General features: G+C 71.4%; 24 protein-coding genes and 1 tRNA gene. 11 read left to right on the forward strand and 14 right to left on the reverse strand.

Annotated elements, in window-relative coordinates; translation table 11 throughout:
* Positions 1-73 precede the first annotated feature (73 nt).
* From ACFYZS_RS13355 to ACFYZS_RS13370, 4 genes are all read left to right on the forward strand, one after another.
* Complete coding sequence (locus ACFYZS_RS13355; RefSeq protein ID WP_389010672.1) at positions 74-763, forward strand: response regulator transcription factor; 690 nt, start codon at positions 74-76, stop codon at positions 761-763.
* A complete protein-coding gene (locus ACFYZS_RS13360; protein ID WP_389010675.1) occupies positions 760-2,151 on the forward strand; it encodes a sensor histidine kinase in 1,392 nt (463 codons plus the stop codon). Before ACFYZS_RS13355 ends, ACFYZS_RS13360 begins: the two co-directional genes overlap by 4 nt.
* 63 nt (positions 2,152-2,214) lie before the next feature.
* Positions 2,215-2,889, forward strand: a complete 675-nt coding sequence (locus ACFYZS_RS13365; protein WP_389010678.1) for an NADPH-dependent F420 reductase — start codon at positions 2,215-2,217, stop codon at positions 2,887-2,889.
* A gap of 125 nt (positions 2,890-3,014) precedes the next feature.
* Positions 3,015-3,311: a DUF3303 family protein gene (locus ACFYZS_RS13370; protein WP_389010681.1), complete on the forward strand. Its 297-nt coding sequence runs from the start codon at positions 3,015-3,017 to the stop codon at positions 3,309-3,311.
* Between the two features lie 121 nt (positions 3,312-3,432).
* On the opposite strand, the gene ACFYZS_RS13375 is transcribed toward ACFYZS_RS13370, so the two are convergent.
* Positions 3,433-3,939, reverse strand: a complete 507-nt coding sequence (locus tag ACFYZS_RS13375) for a MarR family winged helix-turn-helix transcriptional regulator (RefSeq protein WP_389010684.1) — start codon at positions 3,937-3,939, stop codon at positions 3,433-3,435.
* 119 nt (positions 3,940-4,058) lie between these two features.
* On the opposite strand from ACFYZS_RS13375, the gene ACFYZS_RS13380 reads away from it, so the two are divergent.
* Together ACFYZS_RS13380 and ACFYZS_RS13385 are read left to right on the forward strand one after the other, a co-directional pair.
* On the forward strand, positions 4,059-4,880 hold the full coding sequence (locus tag ACFYZS_RS13380; protein ID WP_389010686.1) for an NAD(P)H-binding protein: 822 nt from the start codon (positions 4,059-4,061) through the stop codon (positions 4,878-4,880).
* A gap of 9 nt (positions 4,881-4,889) precedes the next feature.
* Positions 4,890-5,507 carry a hypothetical protein gene (locus ACFYZS_RS13385; RefSeq protein ID WP_389010689.1) on the forward strand — a complete coding sequence of 206 codons (618 nt, stop codon included), beginning with the start codon at positions 4,890-4,892 and terminating at the stop codon, positions 5,505-5,507.
* Between the two features lie 139 nt (positions 5,508-5,646).
* Here ACFYZS_RS13385 and ACFYZS_RS13390 read toward each other — a convergent pair.
* The 4 genes from ACFYZS_RS13390 to ACFYZS_RS13405 form a co-directional block, all read right to left on the reverse strand.
* Positions 5,647-5,719 (reverse strand) — tRNA-His (locus ACFYZS_RS13390).
* Between the two features lie 106 nt (positions 5,720-5,825).
* Positions 5,826-6,428, reverse strand: a complete 603-nt coding sequence (gene orn, locus ACFYZS_RS13395; RefSeq protein WP_389010692.1) for an oligoribonuclease — start codon at positions 6,426-6,428, stop codon at positions 5,826-5,828.
* Between the two features lie 92 nt (positions 6,429-6,520).
* Complete coding sequence (locus ACFYZS_RS13400; protein ID WP_389010695.1) at positions 6,521-7,693, reverse strand: helix-turn-helix domain-containing protein; 1,173 nt, start codon at positions 7,691-7,693, stop codon at positions 6,521-6,523.
* A 374-nt stretch (positions 7,694-8,067) separates the two neighbouring features.
* Positions 8,068-8,388 (reverse strand): hypothetical protein, encoded by a 321-nt coding sequence (locus ACFYZS_RS13405; protein WP_389010698.1) that lies wholly within the window; start codon positions 8,386-8,388, stop codon positions 8,068-8,070.
* Positions 8,389-8,801: 413 nt separating this feature from the next.
* Here ACFYZS_RS13405 and ACFYZS_RS13410 point away from each other — a divergent pair, with 413 nt between their 5' ends.
* Positions 8,802-9,332 (forward strand): universal stress protein, encoded by a 531-nt coding sequence (locus ACFYZS_RS13410; RefSeq protein ID WP_389010701.1) that lies wholly within the window; start codon positions 8,802-8,804, stop codon positions 9,330-9,332.
* A gap of 99 nt (positions 9,333-9,431) precedes the next feature.
* Entirely contained in the window at positions 9,432-10,001 is a 570-nt protein-coding gene (locus ACFYZS_RS13415; RefSeq protein ID WP_389010704.1) for a GPR1/FUN34/YaaH family transporter, read from the forward strand.
* Between the two features lie 94 nt (positions 10,002-10,095).
* Here ACFYZS_RS13415 and glmS read toward each other — a convergent pair whose 3' ends face one another.
* The 3 genes from glmS to ACFYZS_RS13430 all read right to left on the reverse strand — a co-directional run bounded on the left by glmS (position 10,096) and on the right by ACFYZS_RS13430 (position 13,292).
* A complete protein-coding gene (gene glmS / locus ACFYZS_RS13420) occupies positions 10,096-11,913 on the reverse strand; it encodes a glutamine--fructose-6-phosphate transaminase (isomerizing) (protein WP_389010707.1) in 1,818 nt (605 codons plus the stop codon).
* A 77-nt stretch (positions 11,914-11,990) separates the two neighbouring features.
* Positions 11,991-12,266 (reverse strand): hypothetical protein, encoded by a 276-nt coding sequence (locus ACFYZS_RS13425; RefSeq protein WP_030008735.1) that lies wholly within the window; start codon positions 12,264-12,266, stop codon positions 11,991-11,993.
* A gap of 120 nt (positions 12,267-12,386) precedes the next feature.
* On the reverse strand, positions 12,387-13,292 hold the full coding sequence (locus tag ACFYZS_RS13430) for a DUF4429 domain-containing protein (protein ID WP_389010710.1): 906 nt from the start codon (positions 13,290-13,292) through the stop codon (positions 12,387-12,389).
* 51 nt (positions 13,293-13,343) lie between these two features.
* Between ACFYZS_RS13430 and ACFYZS_RS13435 the strand changes: the two genes are divergently transcribed.
* Positions 13,344-14,927 carry a beta-N-acetylhexosaminidase gene (locus tag ACFYZS_RS13435; RefSeq protein ID WP_389010713.1) on the forward strand — a complete coding sequence of 528 codons (1,584 nt, stop codon included), beginning with the start codon at positions 13,344-13,346 and terminating at the stop codon, positions 14,925-14,927.
* A 130-nt stretch (positions 14,928-15,057) separates the two neighbouring features.
* Here ACFYZS_RS13435 and ACFYZS_RS13440 read toward each other — a convergent pair whose 3' ends face one another.
* The 6 genes from ACFYZS_RS13440 to ACFYZS_RS13465 all read right to left on the reverse strand — a co-directional run bounded on the left by ACFYZS_RS13440 (position 15,058) and on the right by ACFYZS_RS13465 (position 22,383).
* Positions 15,058-16,848, reverse strand: coding sequence for an IucA/IucC family protein (locus tag ACFYZS_RS13440; RefSeq protein ID WP_389010716.1), 1,791 nt, complete (start codon positions 16,846-16,848; stop codon positions 15,058-15,060).
* Positions 16,845-17,432: a GNAT family N-acetyltransferase gene (locus ACFYZS_RS13445; RefSeq protein ID WP_389010719.1), complete on the reverse strand. Its 588-nt coding sequence runs from the start codon at positions 17,430-17,432 to the stop codon at positions 16,845-16,847. Before ACFYZS_RS13445 ends, ACFYZS_RS13440 begins: the two co-directional genes overlap by 4 nt.
* Positions 17,429-18,730 (reverse strand): lysine N(6)-hydroxylase/L-ornithine N(5)-oxygenase family protein, encoded by a 1,302-nt coding sequence (locus ACFYZS_RS13450; protein ID WP_389010722.1) that lies wholly within the window; start codon positions 18,728-18,730, stop codon positions 17,429-17,431. Before ACFYZS_RS13450 ends, ACFYZS_RS13445 begins: the two co-directional genes overlap by 4 nt.
* Positions 18,714-20,204, reverse strand: coding sequence for a pyridoxal phosphate-dependent decarboxylase family protein (locus ACFYZS_RS13455; protein ID WP_389010725.1), 1,491 nt, complete (start codon positions 20,202-20,204; stop codon positions 18,714-18,716). The genes ACFYZS_RS13450 and ACFYZS_RS13455 overlap by 17 nt, the downstream gene beginning before the upstream one ends.
* 146 nt (positions 20,205-20,350) lie before the next feature.
* On the reverse strand, positions 20,351-21,271 hold the full coding sequence (locus ACFYZS_RS13460) for a siderophore-interacting protein (protein ID WP_389010728.1): 921 nt from the start codon (positions 21,269-21,271) through the stop codon (positions 20,351-20,353).
* A 71-nt stretch (positions 21,272-21,342) separates the two neighbouring features.
* On the reverse strand, positions 21,343-22,383 hold the full coding sequence (locus tag ACFYZS_RS13465) for an ABC transporter substrate-binding protein (RefSeq protein ID WP_389010731.1): 1,041 nt from the start codon (positions 22,381-22,383) through the stop codon (positions 21,343-21,345).
* Between the two features lie 219 nt (positions 22,384-22,602).
* Between ACFYZS_RS13465 and ACFYZS_RS13470 the strand changes: the two genes are divergently transcribed.
* Positions 22,603-24,465, forward strand: a complete 1,863-nt coding sequence (locus tag ACFYZS_RS13470) for a hypothetical protein (RefSeq protein ID WP_389010733.1) — start codon at positions 22,603-22,605, stop codon at positions 24,463-24,465.
* Positions 24,465-26,531, forward strand: coding sequence for a dynamin family protein (locus ACFYZS_RS13475; RefSeq protein WP_389010736.1), 2,067 nt, complete (start codon positions 24,465-24,467; stop codon positions 26,529-26,531). Before ACFYZS_RS13470 ends, ACFYZS_RS13475 begins: the two co-directional genes overlap by 1 nt.
* The last annotated feature ends 69 nt before the right edge of the window (positions 26,532-26,600 follow it).

Consider the following 26,600-nt stretch of genomic DNA (forward strand, 5'->3'; position numbering starts at 1 on the left):
ACATACTGCACCACCGGTCCGGGAGGCGGCCCGACACCCCGCCGGGTCCCCCGAATGGACTACGGTGCGGCCCATGGCAAGTGTGCTCGTGGTCGAGGACGACCAGTTCGTACGTTCCGCGCTGATCAGGCACCTGACCGAGGCCGCGCACACCGTGCGCAGCGTCGGCACGGCCCTGGAGGCGCTGCGCGAGGTCGCCCACCACCGGTTCGACGTGGTCATCCTCGACCTCGGGCTGCCCGACCTCGACGGGTCGGAGGCTCTGAAGATGCTGCGCGGCATCACCGACGTACCGGTGATCATCGCCACCGCCCGCGACGACGAGGCCGAGATCGTCAGGCTCCTCAACGACGGCGCCGACGACTACCTGACCAAGCCCTTCTCCGTGGAGCACCTCTCCGCCCGGATGTCCGCCGTCCTGCGCCGTGCCCGCGCGGCGGCCGGCGCCGAGCCGCCCTCGCGCGTACTGCGGGTGGGCGGGCTGGCCATCGATCCGCTGCGGCGCCAGGCCGAGCTGGACGGAGCCGTACTGGACCTCACGCGGCGGGAGTTCGACCTGCTGGCCTTCCTCGCCGGGCGGCCCGGGGTGGTCGTGGCCCGGCGCGAGCTGCTCGCCGAGGTGTGGCAGCAGTCGTACGGGGACGACCAGACGATCGACGTGCACCTGTCCTGGCTGCGCCGGAAGCTCGGGGAGACGGCTGCCCGGCCGCGGTACCTGCACACCCTGCGGGGGGTCGGCGTCAAGCTGGAGCCGCCGAGGTGAGATGGGCGCTGGTCAAGGTGTGCCTCGCGGTCACGGCCATGGTGGTCGTGGCCTTCGCCGTACCGCTCGGGCTGGTCGTCCAGGAGATGGCCAGCGACCGGGCCTTCTCCAACGCCGAGCGGCAGGCCGCCACGATCGGCCCGACCCTGTCCATCACCACCGACCCGGGGCAGCTGCGCAAGGCCGTGGAGTCCACGCAGATGGGCGCGGCCCAGCGGATGGCGGTCCACGTGCCCTCGATCGGCGGCAGCGCGCCGGTGGAGATCGGCACCACGCGGGCCGGGGCGCACGCCGTGGAGGAGACCCGGCGGATGGGGCGGGCCATGACGGCCCGGCTGGCCGGGGGCGGTTCTGCGCTGCTCCAGCCGACCGCGCTCGGCTCGGGGGACATCGCGGTCGTGGAGATCTTCGTACCGGAGAGCGAGGTCAGCAACGGTGTCGGGACGGCCTGGTTGGTCCTCGCGGGCGTCGGCCTGGCGCTGATCGTGGGCTCGGTGGCGGTCGCCGACCGGCTCGGCGCCCGGCTGGTGCGCCCGGCCGAGCGGCTCGCGGACGCCGCGCACCAGCTGGGGGAGGGCCGGCTCGGGGCGCGGGTGCCGGAGGACGGGCCGAAGGAACTGCGCTCGGCGGCCGTCGCGTTCAACTCGATGGCGGACCAGGTGGTGGAACTCCTCGCCAATGAGCGGGAGCTGGCCGCCGACCTCTCGCACCGGCTGCGGACGCCGTTGACGGTGCTGCGGCTCAACGCGGCCTCGCTCGGCGACGGACCGGCCGCGGAGCAGACCCGGGCGGCGGTGGAGCAGCTGGAACGGGAGGTCGACACGATCATCCGTACGGCGCGTGAGCAGCGCGCGCCGGCGTCCGGAGCGGCCGGCGGCGGGGGCGGGGCGGGCTGCGACGCCTCGGAGGTGATCCGCGACCGGATGGCCTTCTGGTCGGCGCTGGCGGAGGACGAGGGCCGCGAGGTGCGGCTCGCGGGCGTGGACCGCACGGTACGGCTCCCGGTCGCCCGGCCGGAGCTCGCGGCCGCGCTCGACGCCCTGCTCGGCAACGTGTTCCGGCACACCCCGGAGGGCACCCCGTTCGCGGTGGACGTGCATGACGCCGGGGACGCGGTCATCGTGCTCGTCTCGGACGCGGGCCCCGGGATCGCCGATCCGGACGCGGCGCTGCGGCGCGGCAACGACGGCGGGCGGGACGGTTCGACGGGGCTCGGGCTGGACATCGTGCGCCGGGTGGCGGAGTCGACGGGCGGTGACGTGCGGATCGGGCGCTCGATGCTCGGAGGGACCGAGGTCAGGGTGTGGATCGCCCTGGACGACCGGGCGCGGGGCGGGGCGGGCGGCGTGCGGTCGCGCCGGGTGAGCCGGCGCAAGCGGCGCGGCTGACGCGTACCGTACGGGGTTGTTGCTCGTCCTTCGTCCCTTCCCTCGAACGGAACGGAACCGGTCATGCGCTACGCAGTCCTCGGCACCGGCATCGTCGGCCGCACGGTGGCCGCCCGCCTCGTCTCCCTGGGCCACGAGGTGGTCATCGGCACCCGGGATCCCGGGGCCACCCTCGCCCGTACCGAGTACGCCGAATGGCAGTCGGCCCACCCGCAGGTCGGCCTCGCGCCCTTCCCCGACGCCGCCCGGCAGGGTGACGTCCTGGTCAACGCCACCGGCGGGCAGGTTTCCGTCGCCGCCCTGACGGAGGCGGACGCCGCGCACCTGGACGGGAAGGTGCTGATCGACATCGCCAACCCGCTGGACTTCTCGCGGGGGTTCCCGCCCACCCTCGACCCGGTGGACGACGACAGCCTGGGGGAACTGCTCCAGCGGACCTTCCCGGGGCTGCGGGTGGTCAAGACGTTGAACACGATGAACTGCCGGGTCATGGTCGAACCGGCGCGGGTGCCGGGCGAGCACTCCGTGTTCCTGTCGGGCGAGGACGCCGACGCCAAGAAGTCCGTACGCGAACTGCTGTACTCCTTCGGCTGGCCGGAGGCGAGCGTCCTCGATCTCGGCGGCATCGAGTCGGCCCGCGGGACGGAGATGCTCCTGCCCATCTGGCTCCGTCTGATGGGGACGCTCGGGCACGCGGACTTCAACTTCCACATCCAGGGCGCGGCGGCGGCCGACTGAGACGTTCCCCGGGCCCGGAAGCCGCGAGCCGGGGGCCGGGGTCGGGGGTCGGGGCCGGATGGGCGCGGAGATGTTGCCGGTCCCGGTGGCCCCGCCGAGTGTGGGCCTGACGGAAGGAGTCAGGCATGAGAGTCATGCTCCGGGCCCACATCGACACGCAGGCCGGCAATGAGGCCACCAGGACCGGCACCCTGCCCCAGGCCATGAGGACGCTCATGGAGAAGGTGAAGCCGGAAGCCGCGTACTTCGGACCTTCCGAGGGCGTCCGGAGCTGCTGGATCGTCTTCGACATGCAGGACAGCGCGGAGATGCCGGCGCTGCTCGAAGGCCTGTTCTCGGAGCTGAACGCAGAGATCGACATCAGCCCGGTGATGAACGCGGACGACCTGGCGAGGGGGCTCTCGCAGATGCGGGGCGCGTAGCGCCCGGCCACGGCCGTGTACGGCCGTACGCGTACGTGCGCGCAGGTACGCGCGCGTGCCCGGCCGGCGGCCGCCGCCACCGCGAGCAGCGGGGAGGCGGCCGCCGCCGCGTGTACGGGGCTCAGCCGCCGGAGTTCAGGCGCCGGGCCTGGGCCCGGCCGACCTCGGCGGCGCGGTGCAGGTAGTCGGCGATGACGGCGAGTTCGGAGTCGGAGTAGCTCTCCAGGACGGCGCCGAAGGCCCGGCCGGGGGTGTCCCAGGCCTCGCCGATCCGCCGTCGGGCCTCGGGGGCGAGGGCGACGAGGGAGCGGCGCCGGTCGTGGGGGTCGGCGAGGCGCTCGACGATGCCGGCCTTGACCAGCCGGTCGACGAGGCGGGTCGCGGAGCCGGAGGTCAGGCCGGTGAGGCGGGCGATGTCCCCGGTGCTGACCGGGCCGGGCTCCATGTCGAGGAGCCCGACGCACTGCATGTCGGTGGGGTGCAGGCCGACGTGGTCGGCCATCGCCTGGTTGAAGAGCGAGTAGTCGGCGTAGTGGCGCTGGCTCTCGGTGACGATGCGCGCGAGCAGCTCGGCGCGGCTCCACTCATCACGGGCGGCGTCACTCGAACGAGGGGAATCGGTTGACATCGGCTTCTCCATGCCTGAAATTTATCTGTGTGACGCAGAATATTTGTGATGCAGAATCTGTGCCACGTACTCATCCTAGCGTGGACACCGTCCACACGGACAGGAAGCAGGAACCCGTCATGTCGATCCTCGTCACCGGTGCCCGCGGCTCCGTCGCCCGCGGTCTCGCCTCCCTCCTCGCCGCCCGCGGCCTCCCTCACCGCCTCGCCTCCCGCGAGCCGGACACACCAGGCACCGTCCGCTGCGACCTCGGCGATCCCGCGACCTTCCCGGGCGCCCTGGCCGGAGTCCGGTCGGTCTTCCTCTATGCCGAGGCCTCCGCCGTCGATGCCTTCGTCAAGGAGGCCGTCACCGCCGGAGTCGAGCACGTGGTGCTCCTGTCCTCCTCCTCGGTGCTCGCCCCCGGCGCCGCCGACAGCCCGCTGGCCGCCTCCCACCTCGCCGTCGAGGAAGCCCTGCTGGCCTCCCCGCTGCGCACCACCCTGCTGCGCCCCGGCGCCTTCGCGGGCAACGCCCTCGGCTGGGCCTGGTCGCTGAAGTCCGGCCGCCCGGTCCACCTGCCCCACCCGGGCTCGCACTGCGACCCGGTCCATGAGGCCGACCTCGCCGAGGCCGCCTTCGCCGTCCTCACCGACCCGGCCCTCGCCGGCCGCGCGTACCACCTGACGGGACCCCAGTCGCTGACGTTCGCGACCCAACTCGCGATACTCGGCCGGGTCCTTGGAGCCCCCATACCCTTCGAGGCGGTCACCGCAGAGCAGTGGAAGACCGAGGTCGAGGGATACATACCCGGCCCCTACGCCGACGCGCTCCTCGACTACTGGGCCGCCAGTGACGGGCTCCCGGTCGAGATCACCGACGCCGTCGAGCACCTCACCGGCCACCCGGCCCGCTCCTTCGAAACCTGGGCCCGTGACCACGCGGAGGCCTTCCGGGCCTAGGGTGTCGGGATGCAGAAGATCGGCATGGCGGGGAGCGCGGAGGGGGTCGTGGCCGTGCGGCCGCGGCGGACGGCGAACACGCTGTTCTGGGCGGCACTGATACCCACGGCGGCCACGGTGGGCGGCTTCGTCAGCCAGTACCCCTACGGCATGTTGTGGATCGGCGTCCTGATCGTCCTCGCCGCCGCGGCAGCCGGAGCGATCGTGGCGGGCTCGGTCTGGAGGCGGGCGGGCGCCGCCACCCTGGTGGGCTTCGCCGTCTTCGCGCTGGGGCTGTTCGCCGGGTCCAACCTCAACGAGACGTACCTCAAGCAGCTCGGCGAACGCACGGGCGCGGTGGTCTCGGAGGCGGGGGACCGGGTCAACGGCAAGGGTGACGTCCGGCACTTCTGCCGAGTCCTCGACGACTCGGGGAGCCGCGCGGAGCTGGGCGACATCCGGAACTGCCACGGCCAGTTCGCGACGGGGCGGCGCGTCGTCCTCTTCGAGGACCGGCTGGGCGGCCTGGATCCATGGATCGAGGCCAGTGACAACCGCGCCGTCGACCCGGTCGGCCTGGGCATCACCGCGGGCCTCTACGCCCTGACCGCCGCAACCCTCCTCTACGCGGGCCGACGCCGCCGCTGAGCCGCCTCGGCCGGGCCGGCCGCACCACCTGTCCGCGCCGACCGAGCTGGTCGTACGGGAGACCTCTCGTACGGGAGGTCTCGTAGGAGGGCAACGCAAAGGGCCCCGGCCGCTTTCGCGTACCGGGGCCCTCTCGCAGGGTGAGTGACGGGACTTGAACCCGCGGCCACCTGGACCACAACCAGGTGCTCTACCAGCTGAGCTACACCCACCATGTCCGGTCGGAAAACCGACCGGCCGAAGAAAAGGGTACAGGGTCCGGGAGGGTGCTCGCGCCCCCCTTTCCCCCGACCCGTCTCCGGAGGCGCCCGCCGGGTCCTATTCGGCGGACAGGGTGTGCTTGGCGGCGATCGCCCGGGCGGTGTCCGAGTCGGGCCCGGGCTGCGGGACGAAGACCGCCTCCCGGTAGTACCGGAGCTCGGCGATGGACTCCTTGATGTCCGCGAGCGCCCGGTGGTTGCCGTTCTTCGGCGGGCTGTTGAAGTACGCCCGCGGGTACCAGCGGCGCGCCAGCTCCTTGACCGAGGACACGTCCACGATCCGGTAGTGCAGGTGGGCCTCCAGCGCCGGCATGTCGCGCAGCAGGAATCCGCGGTCGGTGCCGACCGAGTTCCCGCAGAGCGGAGCCTTGCGGGGCTCCTTCACGTGTTCCCGTACGTACGCCAGGACCTGCGCCTCGGCGTCCGCGAGGGTGATCCCGCCGGCCAGCTCGTCGAGCAGTCCGGAGGCGGTGTGCATCTCGCGCACCACGTCGGGCATGGTCTCCAGGGCCGCGTCCGGCGGGCGGATCACGAGGTCCACGCCTTCGCCGAGCACGTTGAGCTCCGAGTCGGTGACCAGTGCGGCCACCTCGATAAGTGCGTCGTCCGTCAACGAGAGCCCGGTCATCTCGCAGTCGATCCACACCATGCGATCGTTCATGCGGCCCAGCTTATGCGGATAACGCGGAAGGTCCCCCGCTTCGGTGGCGACCGATGCGGGGGACCTCCGTCAGGCGGTGCCCGTGGCGGGGACTACGCGTGCTCGCGCAGCACCCGGTTCGGGGCGTACAGCTCCGTCACCGTCGGACCGGCCGCGGCCAGGGCCGCCGCCGCCCGCTGGGGCTGCGGGGTGCGCTGGTGCGGCACCGGGTTCCCCGGCATCTCGGTGACCTGGGCGACATCGGCCTGCGGTCGGCGCGCCCGGTAGGCCGAGCGGTACGCGGCCGGGGAGGAGCCGAGCTGGCGCCGGAAGTGCCCGCGCAGGGCGACCGGCGAGCGGAACCCGCAGCGACCGGCGACCTCGTCGACCGAGTAGTCGGAGGTCTCCAGCAGCCGCTGGGCCTGGAGCACCCGCTGGGTGATCAGCCACTGGAGCGGCGCGCTGCCGGTCAGCGAGCGGAACCGGCGGTCGAACGTGCGCCGGCTCATGTAGGCGCGGGCCGCGAGCGTCTCCACGTCGAACTGCTCGTGGAGGTGCTCCAGGGCCCAGGCGACGACCTCGGCCAGCGGGTCGGCGCCGATCTCCTCCGGCAGCGACCGGTCGAGATAGCGCTCCTGGCCGCCCGTGCGGCGCGGCGGGACGACGAGCCGGCGGGCCAGTGCCCCGGCCGCCTCGCTGCCGTGGTCCGTGCGCACGATGTGCAGGCACAGGTCGATCCCGGCCGCGGTGCCCGCGGAGGTCAGCACGTCGCCGTCGTCGACGAAGAGCTCGCGCGGGTCGACATGGACGGACGGGTACCGCTTGGCCAGCGTCGGCGCGTACATCCAGTGCGTCGTCGCGGGCCGGCCGTCCAGCAGACCGGCGGCGGCGAGCACGAAGGCCCCCGTGCACAGTCCGACGATCCGGGCCCCCTCCTCGTGCGCCAGACGCAGTGCGTCGAGAGCCTCCGGAGGCGGTGGTGAAGTGATCGAGCGCCAGGCCGGAACGACGACCGTGCCTGCCCGGGCGATCGCCTCCAACCCGTACGGCGCCGTGAGCTCGAGTCCGCCGGTGGTCCGCAGCGGACCGTCCTCCCCGGCGCAGACGAGCAGTCGATAGCGTGGAACTCCCGCGTCCTGCCGGTCGATGCCGAACACGGAAAGTGGAATGGAGCTCTCGAAGATCGGGCCGCCGCTGAACAGCAGCACCGCGACGATCTCCCTGCGGCGACGCCCCGCGAGCTTCCTGCCGGCGTCCGCGACGACGGCGGTGGAATCCTGGCTCATGGCTAAGCCCCCCTTGGGTGTCGCGACTCCTTGGTCTGGTCGCACCTGCACGTTTCCCCTCGGCCTTGCACGTGGATCCCCCGCCGTAAATACATGATCGAATCTACTGCGTCCCGTGGTGTCGGCGTGACAAGTTCAGCACGCAGCGCTATGTCGACTTGGCAACTTGGCGAAAAGCATTCGATCAGGAAGCCTTCCACTCCGCTACCGGAGTGGGAAGCTCGCCCTCCGGCCATGGCCAGTACCCGTAGGGTCTCGGAGCCCCCCTGGCTCTGTCGTCGCTGGTGGTAGGGGGGTTGAGGGGGCATTCCGGCAAGACCGGCACTGTTCCGGGAAGTTGGCTGAAAACATGCGGGTGTGGGTGTGCGAATCAGTCAGTCCTCGGGGGAGATTCCACCGGACGTGTGGCATCCGCGACCCGGGGACCCGCTCCCGGCGCGCGAATGCCGGCGGCGCCGGCCCGACGGAATCCGGTCCTCCGCGAGGACCAGGGCGGCCCGCTCCGCCTTCTCCGAGTAGCGCAGCATCGCCCGGCACGCCGCCGTGACCGCGGCCAGCCCGAGGGTCGCGACGGCGGCCCCGCCGAAGGAGGTCCCGTACACGACGAGCACCACGGGCACGAGCAGGCAGCTGAAGGCCGCCCAGCGCACCACGTCACCCGCGGGGTCGTCGTGGTGGCGTCTCGCCGAGTGCACGGACGGGTGAACGGTCGGCTGAGCGGGCTGGACGGGGTGAACCGGATGACCGGGCACGGCGTGCTCCCTGCGGGCTCTTCCTGGACGGTCGGACGCCTGTCCAACGGCGCGCGACTCGGCTCGGTCACTGCGCGCACGGGTGGCACCTGCGGCAACTCGTCACTGGCTGTAGGGGACAGCGGCCATTGCCAAGGAGCCCTCGCTCCGGCATGCTCCCTGGGACGCTCTCCAAGGGCGGCATGCCCTGTGCAGGACAGGAGTGTCGCCGTACCCTGGTGGGTAAGGGCTTGGGAAGATGCTTCCCGGACAGAGCTCCGTCACCCAGAGTCGTCGTTTTTTCAATCGTCGCTTCCGCCCATTCGCCGCCCCGTCGCCTTGTCCCTTCCCCCGAGGACCTCTTCGCCGAGACATCCATGGCCGGTCACGAATTTCCCGAACCCGCGGACCGCAAGCGCAAACCGCTCGCCGACCACACGTCGAGCGACCTGCGCGCGGTGGAACAGACACGTCATCCCTGCGACCCGGCCTTCCGGCACGGGGTCGTGGTGGGGTTCGACGGCTCCACGTCCAGTGAGCGCGCCTTGGCGTACGCGATCGGCATGGCCCGCCGCTCCGGATCCGGCCTGATCATCGTGCACGTGGCCAACCGGCTGCCCACCACCGTGTGGGCCGGCTGTGAGCCGCCCGTCTTCGTGGACGTGCCGGACCACCGCACCGAGGTGCTGGGGCTGGAGCTCGCCTGCGCGGACTACCTCGCCGAGGTGCCGTGGATCCTGGTGGAGCGGGGCGGGGACATCTGCCACGAACTGGAGGAGGTCGGCCGGGAGTACTCGGCGGACGCCATCGTGGTGGGCTCCACGCACGGGATCGTGGGCCGGATCTTCGGCTCCGTGGCGGGTCGTCTGGCCAAGCGCGCACAGCGACCGGTTGTTGTCATTCCGTAACCCGCTGTACGTCGCTCGTGCGGTTGTGAACCCCCATGTAAAGGGTAGATAAATGCTGCTGGGACGCAGCAAACAACTGCAGATCGAAGGGAGCCCGCCGTGGACAATGGTGTCTCTGCGGGAAGCACGGCCTCGACTTCGACCCTCGGGAACATAGCCCTGGGTCTCACCCTTCTCGCATTCGGTATCGGCCACACCGCCATCGTCAGCGGAGTGTCCGTCGCCAACTCCGTGTCACTCGCGACCTACGTCGGCGGTCTCGCCCTGTTCGTCCTCGGAGTCCTCGAATTCCGCGGCGGAAACGGCTTCAACGGCACGGCGTTCGCGGGCCTCGGCGCCTTCTGGTTCACCTGGGCGGCGGGGGCGGACGGAAAGGTTTCGGCACACGCGGCCGGACTGTTCCTGGTCCTCTTCGCCCTGCTCGCGCTGACCCTCACGGTGAGCGCCGCGAGCGGACTGTTCGGCCAGGGCGCGTACGCCCTGCTCACCCTCTCCCTGCTGCTCCTCGCGGTCGGCTCCTTCGCCGACAGCGGCGGGCTCGCCAAGGTCGCCGGCTGGGTGGCCGCACTCTCCGGGCTGCTGTTCTGGTACGGCGCGACCGCGGCGCTGGCCCACTGGCCCACCGCACTGGGCAAGGCCTCCGGCCGCGGCGCGGTCGCCGCGGGCTGAGGCCCCGCGCGGGCGGACGTCGGAAGCGGACGCACGGGAACGGCCCCCGGGGAATCCCCGGGGGCCGTTCCGCGTGCCTGGTGAGCAGGTGCGACTACTCGACCGTGACGGACTTCGCCAGGTTGCGCGGCTTGTCGATGTCCCGGCCCAGGGCCAGGGCCGTGTGGTACGCCAGCAGCTGGAGCGGGATGCCCATCAGGATCGGGTCCAGCTCGTCCTCGTTCTTGGGCACGAGGATGGTGTGGTCGGCCTTCTCCTGCTCGCGGTGGGCGACCGCGAGGATCCGGCCGCTGCGGGCCTTGATCTCCTCCAGCGCCGCGCGGTTCTTCTCCAGCAGGTCGTCGTCCGGGACGATCGCGACCGTCGGCATCGCCGGCTCGATGAGCGCGAGCGGGCCGTGCTTGAGCTCGGAGGCCGGGTAGGCCTCGGCGTGGATGTAGGAGATCTCCTTGAGCTTGAGGGAGGCCTCCAGGGCCACCGGGTAGCCGCGGACCCGGCCGATGAACATCATCGACTTGGCCTCGGCGTACTCGGCCGCCAGCTTCTTGATGTCCTCTTCGCCCTCGAGGATCTCCTGGATCTGCGCGGGCAGCTTGCGCAGGCCCTCGATGATCCGCTTGCCGTCGGTCACCGACAGGTCCCGGATCCGGCCCAGGTGCACGGCGAGCAGCGCGAACGCCACGACCGTGTTGGTGAAGCACTTGGTGGAGACGACGCAGACCTCGGGGCCGGCGTGCACGTACACGCCGCCGTCGGCCTCGCGGGCGATCGCGGAGCCCACCACGTTGACGACGCCCAGGACGCGGGCGCCCTTGCGCTTGAGCTCCTGCACGGCGGCCAGCACGTCGTACGTCTCGCCGGACTGGGAGACGGCGATGTAGAGGGTGTCGGGGTCCACGACCGGGTTGCGGTAGCGGAACTCCGAGGCCGGCTCGGCGTCCGCGGGGATGCGGGCCATGCTCTCGATGAGGCCGGCGCCGATCAGGCCCGCGTGGTACGAGGTGCCGCAGCCCAGGATCTTGACCCGGCGGATGCCGCGCGCCTCGCGCGGGTCCAGGTTCAGGCCGCCCAGGTGCACGGTGTTGAAGCGGTCGTCGATCCGGCCGCGCAGCACGCGGTCGACCGCGTCGGGCTGCTCGGAGATCTCCTTGTGCATGTAGGTGTCGTGGCCGCCCATGTCGTACGAGGCGGCCTCCCACTCCACGGTCTCCGGCGTGGCCGTGGTGGTGGCGCCGCCGGTGGTGTAGGTGCGGAAGTCGTCGGCCTTCAGAGTGGCCATCTCGCCGTCGTTGAGGGTGACGACCTGGCGGGTGTGGGCGACGAGCGCGGCCACGTCGGAGGCGACGAGCATCTCCTTCTCGCCGATGCCGAGGATCACCGGGGAGCCGTTGCGGGCCACGACGATGCGGTCGGCGAAGTCGGCGTGCATGACGGCGATGCCGTACGTGCCCTCGATCGCCTTGACGGCCTCGCGGACCTTCTCCTCGAGGGTGTCGGCCTGGGAGCGCGCGATCAGGTGGACGATGACCTCGGTGTCGGTCTCCGAGACGAAGACGACCCCTTCGGACTCCAGCTTGACGCGGAGCTCGGCGGCGTTGTCGACGATGCCGTTGTGGACGACCGCGACCTTGTTCTCGGCGTCGAGGTGCGGGTGCGAATTGATGTCGCTCGGCGCGCCGTGGGTGGCCCAGCGGGTGTGGGCGATGCCGGTGGTGCCGGCGAAGCGCTTGGGGACCCGGGACTCCAGCTCGCGGACCCGGCCCTTGGCCTTGACCACCTTGAGCGCGGGGGACTTCGGGTTGTTGACGACGATGCCCGCGGAGTCGTACCCGCGGTACTCCAGTCGCTGCAGGCCTTCCAGCAGCAGCGGTGCCACGTCACGCTTGCCGATGTAACCCACGATTCCGCACATAAAGTCTTGCCCCTCCTGAAGTTCGGTTGCCCTTGCCGCTGTTGTCGCCGCGCCTGGCCGTCGGCCGGCCCTGTCGCTCAGCCGTAGACGATGCGGCGCAGCTGCCGGAGCGAGAGCTCCGGCGGCGCCACGGCGCGGTGCGGCAGCTCGGCCGCGATCCGTTCGAAGATCTCCGCGTTGACCGCGCCGCCGGACTGGAGCTCACGGTGGCGGCGGCGCACGAATTCCTCGGTCGTCTCGTCGAAGTACGCGAGTACGTCGAGCACCACCCGGGCGGCCTCGCCGCGCTGCAGCGCGGTGCTGCGCACCAGGTGGTCGACGAGATCGTCATGAGACGGGCGGCGGTCGAGCACCCGTAGATACTGACTGCCCGCGGCCGTGAACGCAAAGATCCTGCCCGCAATCGGGCAGGATCCCTCTGGTCCAGACCAGTGGAGGGTGTAAATCCGGTCATGGAAGAGTGGCGATAAGGGTCAGAACCGACGCAAAACGGCCTGCTTGGCCGCGGCGAACTCCTCGGCCGTGAGGATGCCGCCCTGGTGCAGATCACCGAGCTCGCGCAGCCGGCGCAGCAGGGCGTCGTGGTCCTCCGGGGCCGCCGGCTCGGGGGCCGAGGCCGCGAGCTCCGGCACCGGGGCCTTGGCCAGGGCCGGGGCGGGCTCGGCCGGTACCTCGGCGCCCCGCGGATGGGGCATCCGTACCGCCACGGCCGCCGCGACCAGCGCCATCAGCGGGTCCTTCTTGAAGCCGAACAGCTCCACCGTGTACGGGTCGTACTTGGGCGCGGGAGCCGCCGGGGCGCCGGCCAGGGTGAACCGGATCCATCCGTTGTCCAGGCCCTTCGAGGGCGACCACTCCACCGTCCGCAGGTCCGCGACGCGGAACTCGCGCGGCCCGCCGGAGCTCTTGGCCTCCTCCGTGGTCCAGTTCCAGTCCAGCGCCACCCGGACGCCGTCGAAGGCCACCGTCCCGTCCCCCGCCGCCACCGTGATCGGCACGGCCGGCCCCGGCAGCAGGTACGCGTCGACCGGTCCGGGATCCACCTGGTCCAGGAGCAGCGCGCTCCGCACCTCGTCCACGAAGTACTCCGCCACCCCGGTCCGGTCCGCGTCCACCGTCAGCCGGTACGGATCGGAGGCCTCCGGCAGCCGCCCGCCCGTCACCTGGAGCAGCGGGTCGGCGCCGTCACGCAGCTTCAGCCTCAACCGGCCCGCCCTGCGGCCCGGTTCGTGGCTGATCCCGGCGAGCGCGCGCAGCGGGACGACCACCTCTCCCAGCGTCTGGCGCAGCAGCCCCACCCCCTTGTCGCGGCCGGGCACGATCCGCACCGCGTCCCCGTCGAACGTCCATGTGCCGTCCTTCTGGATGATTTCCGCCATCCGTCGATTCTCGCACCGGCCCCGGCACGCCAGTTGGCCTATACCTGCCCTATGAGAGTCCTGCGACGCACGCTCGGCACACTCCTGGTCCTCGGCGCGGCCGTCTCCTGCGCCGCGTCCCCCGAGGCCGACGCCAGACCCGGGGACGGGCGCCCGGCCGCCCTCGCCCCCTACGCACAGCTCCTGCCGGCGCCCGCCTCCGCCCGCGCCGCGGGCCCGGGCTACGCCGTCGGCGCGGGCACGGTCATCCGTACCGGCCCGGGCGGCGACGAGGAGGTCCGGAGGGTCGGCGAGCTCCTCGCGGAGCAGCTCAGGGGCCCGAGCGGGCTCCCGCTGCCGGTGGTCGACGGGGCCGACGGCGACGGGATCCGGCTGCGGCTCGACGAGGGGGCCGGGGCGACCGGGGCCGAGGGGTACCGGCTGGAGTCCGGTCCGGGCGGGGTCACGCTGACCGCCCGGACCCCGGCGGGGCTCTTCCACGCGGGCCAGACGCTGCGCCAGCTGCTGCCGCCGACCGGTCCCGGCACGGTGCCCGGCGGCGAGATCACCGACGCGCCGCGGTTCGCGTACCGGGGGGCCATGCTCGACATCGCCCGCCACCACTTCACGGCGGAGCAGGTCAAGCGGTACGTGGACCAGCTGGCCCAGTACAAGGTCAACACGCTGCACCTGCACCTGACCGACGACCAGGGCTGGCGGATCGCCGTCGACTCCTGGCCGCGGCTGGCGGAGTACGGCGGTGGCAGCGAGGTCGGCGGCGGGCCGGGCGGCCACTGGACGAAGGACCAGTACCGGGACCTGGTGGCGTACGCGGCGGAGCGGTACGTGGACGTGGTCCCGGAGATCGACATGCCCGGCCACGTGAACGCGGCCCAGGCCTCCTACGCGGAGCTGAACTGCGACGGGAAGGCGCGCGAGCGCTACACCGGGATCAAGGTCGGCTTCAGCTCGCTGTGCGTGGGCAAGGAGCGGACGTACGAATTCGTCGACGACGTGCTCGGCGAGCTGGCCGAGCTGACCCCGGGCCGCTACCTGCACATCGGCGGTGACGAGGCGCACTCCACGCCGGCGGCGGACTACGCGGCGTTCATGGACCGGGCCCAGCAGATCGTCGGGCGCCACGGCAAGACGGTGGTGGCCTGGCACCAGCTGGCGACGGCCCGCCCGGCGCCCGGCGCGGTGCTCCAGTACTGGGGCCACGACCGGACGGCGGCCGCCGAGAAGGCGGCGGTGGCCGCGGCGGCGAAGGCGGGCCACCCGCTGATCCTGTCGCCCGCGGACCGGCTGTACCTGGACATGAAGTACGACCTGACGACGAAGCCGGGTCTGGCGTGGGCGGGCTTCGTCCCGGTGCGCCGGGCCTACGACTGGGATCCGGGGACGTACCTGGCCGCGGCCGGGGTCCCGGAGTCCGCGGTCCTCGGTGTCGAGGCGCCGCTGTGGACGGAGACGATCGCGACCCGCGCGGACCTGGAGTTCATGGCCTTCCCGCGGGTGCTGGGCCTGGCGGAACTGGGCTGGAGCCCGGGCCCGCGCAACTGGACCGAGTACAGCCGGCGTGTCGCGGCGCAGGCCCCGCGGCTGGACGCCCAGGACATCACGTACTACCGGGCGCCGGACGTCCCCTGGACGTAGCCGCAGGAACGAGGACGCCCGAGGCGTGTCCGCGAAGAGGGCCAGTCAGGGCTCCGCGGACACGTCCTCGGGCGAGGGGAGCGGGTGCGCTGCCGAGGGACCGTATTCGGCAGCGCACCCGCCCCTTTGATCACCGTCGCGATGCGTAAGGCGCGACGGGGTTCTTGAGGGTGCCGATCAGCTGGAGGGCGGCCGCCGGGTCGGCGAGGTCCACCATCTGCTTGTTGTTGCGCAGCTGGAGCCGGTTCAGGCAGGACAGCTGGAACTCCTCGGCGAACAGGTCGTAGCGCTCGAAGCGCTCCGCGAGCTGCGGCATCGACTCCTGGTAGTCGCCGCCGCACTCCGCGACCGCCCGCCAGAAGGTCTCCTCCTCGCAGATCCCCTCCGTGGCCAGGATCGAGCCCAGGAAGCGGAAGAAGCAGTCGAAGACGTCCGTGAAGATCGACAGGAGCTTCATGTCCTCCGGGATGTCGGCCCTGACGCGCTCGACGGCCGGCGGGAGCACCGCGTCGGGGTCCATGACCACGATCTCCTCGGCGATGTCCTTGAAGATCGCCCGCTTCACCACGCCGTTCTCGATGACGAGGATCGTGTTCTCGCCGTGCGGCATGTACGCGAGGTCGTACTGGTAGAAGCAGTGCAGGAGCGGGAGCAGGTAGGCCTTCAGGTACGGCTTCAGCCACTGCGACGGGGTGAGCCCCGACTCCTCGATCAACGCGCCCACGAAGGACTTGCCCTCGGAGTCGACGTGCAGGAGCGAGGCCATCGTCGCCAGGCGCTCGCCGTCCCGGAGGTGGTTGACCGGGGACTCGCGCCACAGGGCGGCCAGCATCTTGCGGTACGGCGAGTACCGGTCGGTGGCGCGCTCGTACTGGCGGTGGTGGTAGCCGATCGCCGCGCGCTCGCGGATGATCGAGAAGTCCACCGACCGCAGGACCTCGTCGCCCTCGATCAGCTGGTGCAGCCAGTCGTTGATCGCCGGGGTGGCCTCCATGTACGCGGCCGACAGGCCGCGCATGAAGCCCATGTTGAGGACCGAGATGGCGGTCTTCACGTAGTGCTTGGTCGGCGTCGTGGTGTTGAAGAACGTCCGGATCGACTGCTGGGCCAGGTACGCGTCCTCGCCCTCGCCGAGCAGCACCAGACGGCGGTTCGCGATCTCGGCCGCGAAGGTGACCGTGGTCTTGTTCCACCACTGCCAGGGGTGGACCGGCAGGAAGTGGTAGTCGGCCGGGTCCAGGTCCAGGGCGGAGAGCTTGGCCTCGAAGCCCGCGACGGCGGCCTCGCCCAGCTCGTCGCGCATGAACGCGTCGTGCTCCAGGCCCGCGCCCGCGGTGAAGGTGGAGACGTCCTTGCGGGCGGCCACCCACACCAGGTGCACGGGGCTCGCCGTCTCCGGGGCGTACGAGAGGTACTCGTGCACGCCGAAGCCCAGCCGGCCGTTGTTGGCCACGAAGCAGGGGTGGCCCTCGGTCATGCCGGTCTCGATGTCCTGGAAGGAGGACTTCGCGAGCACGGCGGACGGGACCTGAGGCTTCGTGTACTTGAAGCCCGAGCCGGCCAGGGTGGAGGAGATCTCCTCCAGGTAGACCGGCAGGACCTCCGCGCTCAGGCCCAGGGTCTCGCGCATCTCGATGTGGAAGTCGAGGGCGTCCAGCGGGAGCTCGGCGCCGTCCCGCAGGCGGGTGACCGAGGCCTCGTCCACCGCCCAGTGCTCCAGGGCGTGGCGGGCCGCGGTGAAGCGGTACTCGACCGAGCCGTCGTCGCTGAGGACCGAGTACGCGCGGTCGGAGCCGTCGAGCGGCTCCGGGGTCAGCAGGCGCTCGTGCGAGAACTCCGCCAGGGCCTTGCGGACCAGCGCGCGGTTCGCGCGGGCCCACAGTTCGGGGGAGAGGTGCGAGATCGCGTCGGTGAGGCTCATATGGAGGCTCCCGTCACGCCGGTGGCCGCCTCGAACTGCGCGCGGGTGCAGAAGCTCAGCAGGGCCGTCTTCTCGGGCTTCCGGACGGGGCCGTCGGGGACGAAGCCGACGGCCTCGTTCAGGGCGTGCACGGCCGTGTTCTCCACGTCCGGCTCCACCACGACGCGCTCGGTCTCCGGGTCGGCGAACAGGGCCGCCATCACCGTGGTGATCACGGCGCGGGTGAAGCCGTGCAGCGGCCGGTCGCTCGGGGCGACGAGGAAGTGCATGCCGACGTCGCCGGGCCGGGCCTCGTACAGGCCCACCAGCTCCAGCCTGCTCGGGTCGTACTTCTCCATCAGGAAGGCCGGACGGCCCTCGTGGAGGCCGATGAAGGCGTCGTGGTGCTCGTGGGCGGCGATGCGCATGTACTCGCGCTCGACGTCCGGCAGCGAGGCGTCCTGCATCATCCAGAACGAGGCCTTGGGGTGCGTGACCCAGCCGTGGAGCAGCTCCGCGTCGGCGAAGGGGTCCAGCGGGCGGATGGCGAAGCTGCCGAGGGCGGCGTCGCTGCGCGTGTAGAGGATTTCTGCGGCGGTGCTCATGCGTGGGTGCCTTCCGGGGCCGCGAACTGCTGGAACGCGATGGACTTCTCGACCTTGTAGTACTCGCGGCCGAGGAGCTCACCGACGATGTACGCGTTGCGGTACGCGGCCATGCCCAGGTCGGGCGAGGTGATGGAGTGGTTGTGCACCGTGCCGTTCTGCAGGAAGACCCCGCGGCCGGTCACGTCGATGCTGTAGTTGCGGGCCGCGTCCGGCCGGCCGTGGCCGTCGAAGGCGAGGCGCTCGCGCACCGGGTTCAGGAACTCCGGCAGCGTGTACTTGTACCCCGTCGCGAGGACCAGGCCCTCGGTGGCGAGGGAGAAGTCGCGCTCCTGCTCCTCCTGGCGCAGCCCCAGGGTGTACGTGCCCGTGGTGGTGTCGTACGCCGCGGAGTTCAGCGAGGTGTTGGTCAGCAGGGTGGTCGGGACCGGGCCCGGCGAGGTGACCTTCTTCTGGTAGAGCAGGTCGAAGATGGCGTTGATGAGCTCGCCGTCGATGCCCTTGAAGAGGTTCTTCTGCTGGGTCTCGAGCCGGTAGCGGGTCTCCTCGGGCAGCGCGTGGAAGTAGTCCACGTACTCCGGGGAGGTCATCTCCAGCGTCAGCTTCGTGTACTCCAGCGGGAAGAACCGCGGGGAGCGGGTCACCCAGTTGAGCTGGTAGCCGTGCACGTCGATCTCGGACAGCAGGTCGTAGTAGATCTCCGCCGCGCTCTGGCCGGAGCCGATGAGCGTGATCGACTTCTTCTGCTGGAGCTCCGCCTTGTTCTGCATGTACGCGGAGTTGTGCGTGAAGTCGCCGCCCACGCCGGCGCAGGCCTGCGGGAGATGCGGCGGGGTGCCGGTGCCCAGGACCAGGCGGCGGGCGCGGTGGGTCTCGCCGCGGTCGGTGTGGACCTCGTACACCTCGGCCTGCTCGTCGTACGTGACCTCCGTGACGGAGGTGGAGTACCGCACGTTGTCGAGGCGGTCGGCTGCCCAGCGGCAGTAGTCGTTGTACTCGGTCCGCAGCGGGTAGAAGTTCTCCCGGATGTAGAAGGAGTACAGCCGGTCCTTGTCCTTCAGGTAGTTCAGGAAGGAGAAGGGCGAGGTCGGGTCGGCGAGGGTGACCAGGTCCGACATGAACGGCGTCTGCAGGTGGGCGCCGTCCAGGAACATCCCGGCGTGCCACTCGAAGTGCGGCTTCGACTCGATGAACAGACCGTCGAGCTCGGCGATCGGCGCGGTCAGGCAGGCGAGTCCCAGGTTGAAGGGACCGAGGCCGATGCCGATGAAGTCGTGGGGCTCAGTGGTGGACGGCAAGGGATTCTCCCAGGAACTGCTCGGCGTGTGCGGCGAGGAGGTCGAGGACGGCCGCGATGTCGGCCGTCGTGGTCTGCGGGTTGAGGAGGGTGAACTTCAGGTACTGGTCCCCGTCCACCTTGGTGCCGGCGACGACGGCCTCGCCGGAGGCGAACAGCGCCTTGCGGGCGTGCAGGTTGGCCTCGTCGACGAGGTCCTTGCGGACCTCCACGCCTTCGGGGCGGGGGACGTAGCGGAAGACCAGGGTGGAGATCTGCGGGCGGACGACGACCTCGAAGCGCGGATCGGCGTCGATGATGTCCCAGCCGGCGGCGGCCAGGTCGATGACCTCGTCGAAGAGCGAGCCGAGGCCGTCCGCGCCCATGGTGCGCAGGGTCATCCAGAGCTTGAGCGCGTCGAAGCGGCGCGTGGTCTGGATGGACTTGTCGACCTGGTTGGGGATCCGCTCCTCCGCCATGCGGCGGGGGTTGAGGTAGTCGGCGTGGTACGTGGCGTGCTTGAGGGTGTCGCGGTCGCGCACGAGCATCGCGCTGGAGCTGACCGGCTGGAAGAACGACTTGTGGTAGTCGACGGTGACCGAGTTCGCGTGCTCGATGCCGTCGAGCAGGTGCCGGCGGGTCGGGGAGACCAGAAGTCCGCAGCCGTACGCGGCGTCCACGTGCATCCAGGTGGAGTGCTCGGCGGTCAGGCGGGCGATCTCGGGGAGCGGGTCGATGGACCCGAAGTCGGTGGTGCCGGCGGTGGCGACGACGGCCATCGGGAACAGGCCCTCGCGGACGCAGCTCTCCAGCTCCAGGGCGAGCACCGAGGTGTCCATGCGGCGGTTGCGGTCGACCGGGACGGCGATGACGGCCTCGTAGCCGAGTCCGAGCATGGCGGCCGACTTCTTGACGCTGAAGTGGCTGGCCTCGGAGGTGAAGATGCGCAGCTTCGGCAGGACTTCGGACTTCGCGAGCGGGCGGTCGCTGTTCTGCATCACCGTGCGGCAGGCCTCGTCGCGGGCCAGCAGCAGGGAGTGGAAGTTGGACTGGCTGCCGCCGGAGGTGAAGATGCCGTCCGCGTCCGGGCCGAGGCCGATGCGCTCGGCGGTCCAGTCGATGAGCCGGCGCTCGATGAGCGTGCCGCCGATGGACTGGTCCCAGGTGTCCAGGGAGGAGTTGACGGCCGAGAGGACGGCCTCGCCGAGGACGGCCGGGATGACGACCGGGCAGTTGAGGTGGCCCAGGTAGCGCGGGTGGTGGAAGTACACCGCGTCGCGCAGGTAGACCTCTTCCAGCTCGTCGAGGACGGCGGCCGCGTCCTCCAGCGGCCGGTCCAGGTCGATCCCGTTGATGACCGGGGCGAGTTCGTCCACGGATATGCCGGTGTGCGGACGCTCGGTGGTCGCGAGTTTCGCGGCGACGCGCTCGACGCCTTCCGTGACGGAACGCCGGTACAGGTCAGCGGTCGTCTCATTCAGCAGATGCGAGCGCATCAACGTTCCTCCGGGCAGGGGGAGAGGGGGGTGGGGAAGATGTTCCTTAGGTTAGCCTAACCTAAGTGTCACGCCAAATGGGGATGGGCCCCGGCCAAAAGCCGGGGCCCATCTCTCAACTCGGGTGTGAACAAAGGGGGTTGGTGCTACAGCGCGGAGGCGGGGTCCTCGCTGGCCGCCTGTCCCGAGTACGCCTCGGCGAGGAGTTCCTCCTCGCTCGCGCCGAGGCGCCAGTAGCCCGTGAAGCGCACGGTGCGCCGGTCGATGGAACGTTCCTGCACGATGTGCCGGCGGACCGCCCGAACGGTGCCCGCCTCGCCCGCGAGCCAGACGTACGGAGCTTCGGCGGCCGGGAGTTGCGCTGCTCGGAGCGCCTCCAGCACGCGTTCGGCGCGCTCCTTGCCCGCGCCGCCCTCCCGCACGATCCAGGTGATCTCGGCGTCGGCGGGGGTCGCGAGGGCGAGCCGGTCGTCGGCGTGCGGGACCTCGAACCAGGCAGCGACCCGCGTTCCGGCGGGGAGCCGCTCCAGGATCGCGGCGGCCGCGGGGAGCGCCGTCTCGTCCGCGTACATCACCAGTGCGTCGGTGGCGGCCGGTGGCTGGAACCGTACGGACTTGTTCTCCGCGACGGCCGGGCCGATCGCCATGATCCGGCGGCCGGTGACGGCCCGTCCGGCCCAGCGCGAGGCGGGCGAAGAGTCACCGTGCAGGACGAAGTCGATGTCGACCTCGTCCGCGCCCCCGGGCGTACGGCGCTGCTCGCGCACGGTGTACGAGCGCATCACCGGGCGGTCGGCGTCGGGCATCGCCCGCCAGGCGCCGAACCAGGTGTCCTCGTCGGTGGACGGGAGCACCGTGTGCTCCTCGTGCGCGGGCGGCAGGAAGAGCGAGAGGCTCTGGTCGTAGCCGCCCGAACGGAAGTCCGCGAGGGACTCCCCGCCGAACGTGACCCGCAGGAACGAGTGCCCGAGCCGGCGGGTGCGCAGCACTTCGAGTTCGAAGAACCGGAAGTGGGCGGCGGCCGGGACGGCTTCGGAGGCGGTCGCGTCGGATGCGGTGGCGGTCATGCGGAGAGTCCCCCCTGGGAGTGGAAGCGGCGCCTGGTCGGGGCGCCGGAGGCGGGTGGGCCGGCCGAGGGTCAGCTGACCTTCTTGGCGCCCTGGATGGCCTTGGCGAGGTCCTCGAGGATCTTGGCGCACTTGTCGTACGAGTAGATCGGCTCGGTCACGCGCGGGGCGACCTGGCCGGCCTTGACGGCGGGCATCTCGGCCCAGGTCGGCTTGGCCTTCAGCTCCTCCGGCTGGAGGGTGCCGGTGCGGTTGTCGAGCAGGACCAGGTCGGCCTTGTACTTGCCGGCGTTCTCCCAGCTCAGGCTCTCGAAGAAGTTGCCCTCGCCCAGCTTGTCCGGGGTGATGAACTCGACGCCCAGGGACTTGAAGTACTTCAGGTCGGCCGAGGTGTCGGGGGAGGAGGCGTAGAAGAGGTCGGCGGAGCCGGAGCCGACGAGGACCTTGATGCCCGGGTTGGCCTTGACGGCCTCGCGGACCTTGGCGGCGGCGGCCTCGAAGCGGGCCTTGCCGTCGGCGGCGGACTTGGCGTTCATGTCGGCGCCGAGGGACTTGGCGAGGTCCGCGGTGCGCTCCAGGGCCTTGTCCATGGAGACGTCGCCGCCGACGCCGACGGCGGCGGCCGGGGCCAGCTTCAGGATCTTGTCCTTGGAGGCCTCGGGCACGTACCAGTAGGTGCCGTCCCAGGTGTTGGTGACGAGCAGCTCGGGCTGGAGGGAGGCGTACTTCTCGACGTTGAACTCGTCGTAGACGTTGCCGAGGATCTCGACCTTGGAGATGTCCATCGAGCCGGCCTGCACGTCGGGCTTGCCGTCGGCCAGCTTGGTCGGACCGAACACGCCCTTGACCTGGATGCCGTAGTCGTACAGCGCGGCGGCGGTCCCGGTGAACGCGACGATGTTCTTCGGCTTCGCCTTGAGGCTGATGTCCTTGCCGAGGTCGTCCTTGAAGGTCCAGGGGCCCGAGGCGGCGGCGCCCTTGTCCTTGTCGCCCGCCTCGCCCTTCGCCGAGTCGGATCCGCCGCATGCGGTGAGGGCCGCGACGAGGCCGAGAGCGCCACCGGCGGCGATGAGACCGCGGCGGGAGAGGTAGGAGGTACGGGACTTGGGCATGTCTATGTCCGCTTTCGTGCGTGCCGGGCGACCACTGGGCCGTTCGGAGGGAAGGTTAGCCTAACCTTGGCCGAAAACGGTAAGGGGGACCTAAGTTTTTCTCGGGTCCCTCTCTCCCGTTCCTCCCCGGCACGTCGGCGGGACCTTCCCGCCGAACCGGGGGCGCCCGGGCCCGTCCGTTGGCATCATGGCCCTGCCGGAAGGTCCTGACGGGGTGGGGTGGGCGGCACTGTGGCCGGTACGGAGGAGCACGAAGGCGAGCCGCGGCAGGCTGAACTCGCCGAACGGGTGGCCCTGCTGGCGGACCGGGCCGGGGCCGACTCCGCCGCCTCGCTGATCCGCCGCACGGCCCGCCGCGCGGAATCCCCGCGGGCCCGGATCTGCGTTGTCGGCGGCAGCAACGTCGGAAAGTCCCGCCTCGTGAACGAGCTGATCGGCGCGGTGTGCGTGCCGGTGTCCGTGCACCCGACGGACGGGCCGCCCGTGCTGGTACGCCCGTACGTCGCGGAGTCGGCAGAGGCGGAGCCGGGAGAGCCCGGAGGGGCCGCCGGGTCCGACGGTTCCACGGACCCCGCCGGACAGGCGGGATCCGGCCAGTCCGCCGGATCGGGGCCTCCCGCGGCTCCCCCGGGCTCCGGTGACCCCGGGCCGACCGGCCTTCGTACCGTACGGGTCGAGGTCCCCTCCGGGTCCTGGGCGGCCCGTACCGGTGTGGAGCTCGTCGACACCCCCGGCTGGGAAGGCTGGTCCGGAGTACGGCAGCCCGACACCGCCGCCCTCGCCCGGATCGTCGGCGACTGCGACGCGGTGGTCGTCGTCACCGAGGCGCGCCGCGCGCTGCTCGCCACCGAACAGGCCCGCATCAAGGCGCTCGCCACCGCCCCGCACAGCCCTCCGCTCGCCGTCGTCGTCACCAAGCTCGCCGAAGTCGACGACGAGGCGGCCGACATCATGCGCCGCGTCAACCACCTCGTCCCGGGCCTGGCGCCCGAGGCGTTGGTGCTGCCCGGACCGGTCCCCGCGCCCGGCGCGGCACCCGGGGCCGGGGAGGCCGACGGAGTCGACCCGCTCCGCGCGGTCCTGGGCCACCTGGCCGGGATCCGGCTGCGCCGAGCACTGCGGACCATCCGCAGGCTGCACCTCCTCGCCGCCACCTGCGCCCTCGTGGAGGAGGCCGCCGGGCGGGCGCTCGCGGAGGTGGACCGGCCCGACCCCGTCAGATCGCGGGCCGCCCAGATCTGGCACACGGCCCACGAGAGCGCCCGCTTCCACTGGATCGTGCTCAGCGCAGACGCCGGTGAGTGGCGCGCCGTGCTCGTGCAGACGATCGCCGCCGAGGCGCGCAAGCGGCGGGCCGCCGCGGCGCGTGAACTCGCCGCGCGCTTCTCCCGGATGCTGGAGACACCGCAGGAGCAGCACTTCATCCGCCTCCACGCGATCCCGTACACCGCCGAGGCCCTCCAGCGGTTCGAGGCGTGGATCACCGAAGCGGTCGACCAGGCGCTGGAAGACGACACCCGCCGGCTGCGCGCCGCCCTGCTCCGCAACCGGCCCGGCGAGGAACTGTTCCAGGGCCTGGCCGCCCCCGACGCGGGGCGGGTCGTACCGGCCGCGGCCCTGCCCTGGGTCGCGGAGGAGGCCGCCGCCGCGGAATCGCAGAACGCCGCCGGCTGGGACGCCTCCTGGCTGCCGGAGTTCGTCGGCACGGCCATCGAGAGCGTGGTCACCCCCATGTCCGCCGAGGCCGTGGGCCGGATCGCGGGAGCGGCCGGTACGGCGCTGGTGACCGAAGCACTCGAACACGGCCAGGCGGAGCGCCGGGAACGGGCCATCGACGACCTGGAACGGATCGTCGAGGCGGCGTTCACGGAGCAGGTGGCACGGACCGAGGCGCGCATCGGCCAGGTCTACGACCACCTGCTGAGCCGGGCGCGGGACCGCGACGAGCAGTGGTGGCGGCTGCACACGACGGCCGTCGCCGCGCAGCCGGAGTCCCTCGACCACTGGCGTTCACTCCAGAGCACGGCGCGGACGCTGAGCCGCTCCGTGCACGCTCTCCTCTTACCCCTGGAAGGGGCCTGATGGCGCACGAGAACCGGCGGTTGGCGGCCGGGCAGGAATCACCGGCCGTGCAGTTCCGCGGCTGGAGCGAGAACATCGGAACGCTGCGTTCGTACTACCAGCGCCTGCAGCAGGTGGCGGGCGAGGCCGCCGCCGTCATCGTCCCGCCCGGCACCCCGGGCGGCGCACTGGACCTGGGGATCAACGGGGCGGTCTTCGAGCGCGAGACCTTCCGCATCATGGTGCTCGGCGAGTTCAGCAGCGGCAAGAGCACCCTGATCAACGCCCTGCTGGGCAAACGGCTGCTGCCCACCAAGGCCAATCCGGCCACCGCCTTCACCACGGTCCTGCGCTGGGGCGAGACCGAACGGGCCTGGCTGTACCGGGACGGGGACCGGCGGGGCGGTGAGACGGCCGTCACGACCGAGGAGTTCAAGCGGGAGGTGGCCCTCCAGCTCGACGCGCACGGCGCGCCCCGGACCCCGTCCTTCGCGCTGGCCGTCGTCGAGCAGCCGCTGGAGCTGCTGCGCAGGTCCGTCGAGATCGTGGACTCGGCCGGGATCAACGAGAGTGCCGACCGCGAGCTGGTGACCCTGCGGTACCTGGAGGAGGTGGACGCCGTCGTGTTCGTCACCGACGCGGGACGGCCGTTCACCCTCCACGAGACCGAGAACTACCTCACCCGGGTCAGGAAGCTCGGCCACCGCGACATCTTCTTCGTGGTCAACCAGTTCGACCGGATCGATGAGGAGGAACGGGCGGAGGTGATGAGCCGCTGCCGCAACGCGGTCGCCGAGCTGAGCGGGGAATCCGGCCCGGCCGCCAACGTCTTCTTCATCAGCGCCCTCCAGGCCCTGCGCGCGCGGACCGACGGCGACGAGGAGGGCCTGCGGGCCTCGGGGATCGGGCAGCTGGAGTCCGCCCTGGAGGTCTTCTGCATGCGCGACGCGGCCCGGGTGAAATTCGTGCGCCTCGCCGAGTTCCTGCGCCACAACGCCGTCAACCTGCGCGTGCGCCTGCACGACGAGGGCGCGGTCCTGATGAAGTCGACGGCGGAGCTGCGCGACCTCCTCGACCGCAGCCAGTCCACCCAGGACCAGTTGCGCACCAGCGCCGACGCGATCCGCGACATCGTCAGCAGCAAGATCCTCGTCATCGAGCAGGAACTGCAGAAAAAGTTCGCCGAGTTCCTCACCGCCATCAGCAGCGACATCCACGAGTGGCACATCACGACCGGCCCCGGACGCCTGACCCGCGCCGTCCGGTCCTTCACCAGGGGCGGCCGCGTCGCCGCCCAGCACGAGCTCATGGAGGCGTACACGGTCCAGCTCCAGGAGCGCATGCAGATCTTCTGCGCCCAGGAGCTCGACCAGGTCATCGAGGAGGGGCAGGGCGATCTGGTGCGCCAGCTCGAACCGCTGATCCGGGCGCACGCAGACCTCCTCGACAAGCTCCGTGCGGAACTCACCGGCTCCCAGGCGGAACGGGACCAGAACCACCTGATCTACACGCTGGCCATCGCGGCGGGCAAGGGCAAGGCGGGCGAGGGCCGCCTCCTCGGCGACGACGTGCCGCTGATGTTCCGCCCCAGCTCGCTCATGATGTACGGAGCGAGCGGCGGTGCGGCGCTCGGCGTCGGGGCGGCCGCCGCCGCGGCGGCGGCGGGTCTGATCAGCCTGGCCCTTCCGCCGGTCGGCGTGGCCGTCGCGATCGGCGCGGCCATCGGACCGCTCCTCGCCTCGGGGGCGGTCCTGTTCGCCCCCGGCAAACTGCAGACGCGCGCCGCGGAGGAGTTCGCCGCCCACGTGAAGGACTCCGCGCACCAGACCGCCCGCCAGTACGCGGCCAGCCGCGCCGCCGACCTGCGCGAGATGTGGGGCGGGATCAGCGGAACGCTCCACCTCCAGCTCCAGGACCTCATCGGCATCGTCCAGCGCAACATCGAGGAGTCCCGGCAGGACGAGCAGGCCAAGGCGGGCATGCGGGACCAACTCTACGCCTTCGAGCAGCGGATCACCGATGTGGAGCAGTACATCGCGAACTTCCTGCAGCCGTTCGTCTCCGAGGCGGAGCACGAACAGGCGTAGGGAGGGGAAGCGAGCGACCGCCGGCCCCGTCGGGGCCCGGCGGTCGTCCACGTCCGGCTCACGCCGGGT

Source organism: Streptomyces sp. NPDC001903, from assembly GCF_042891345.1.
In the GTDB taxonomy this organism is placed as follows: domain Bacteria; phylum Actinomycetota; class Actinomycetes; order Streptomycetales; family Streptomycetaceae; genus Streptomyces.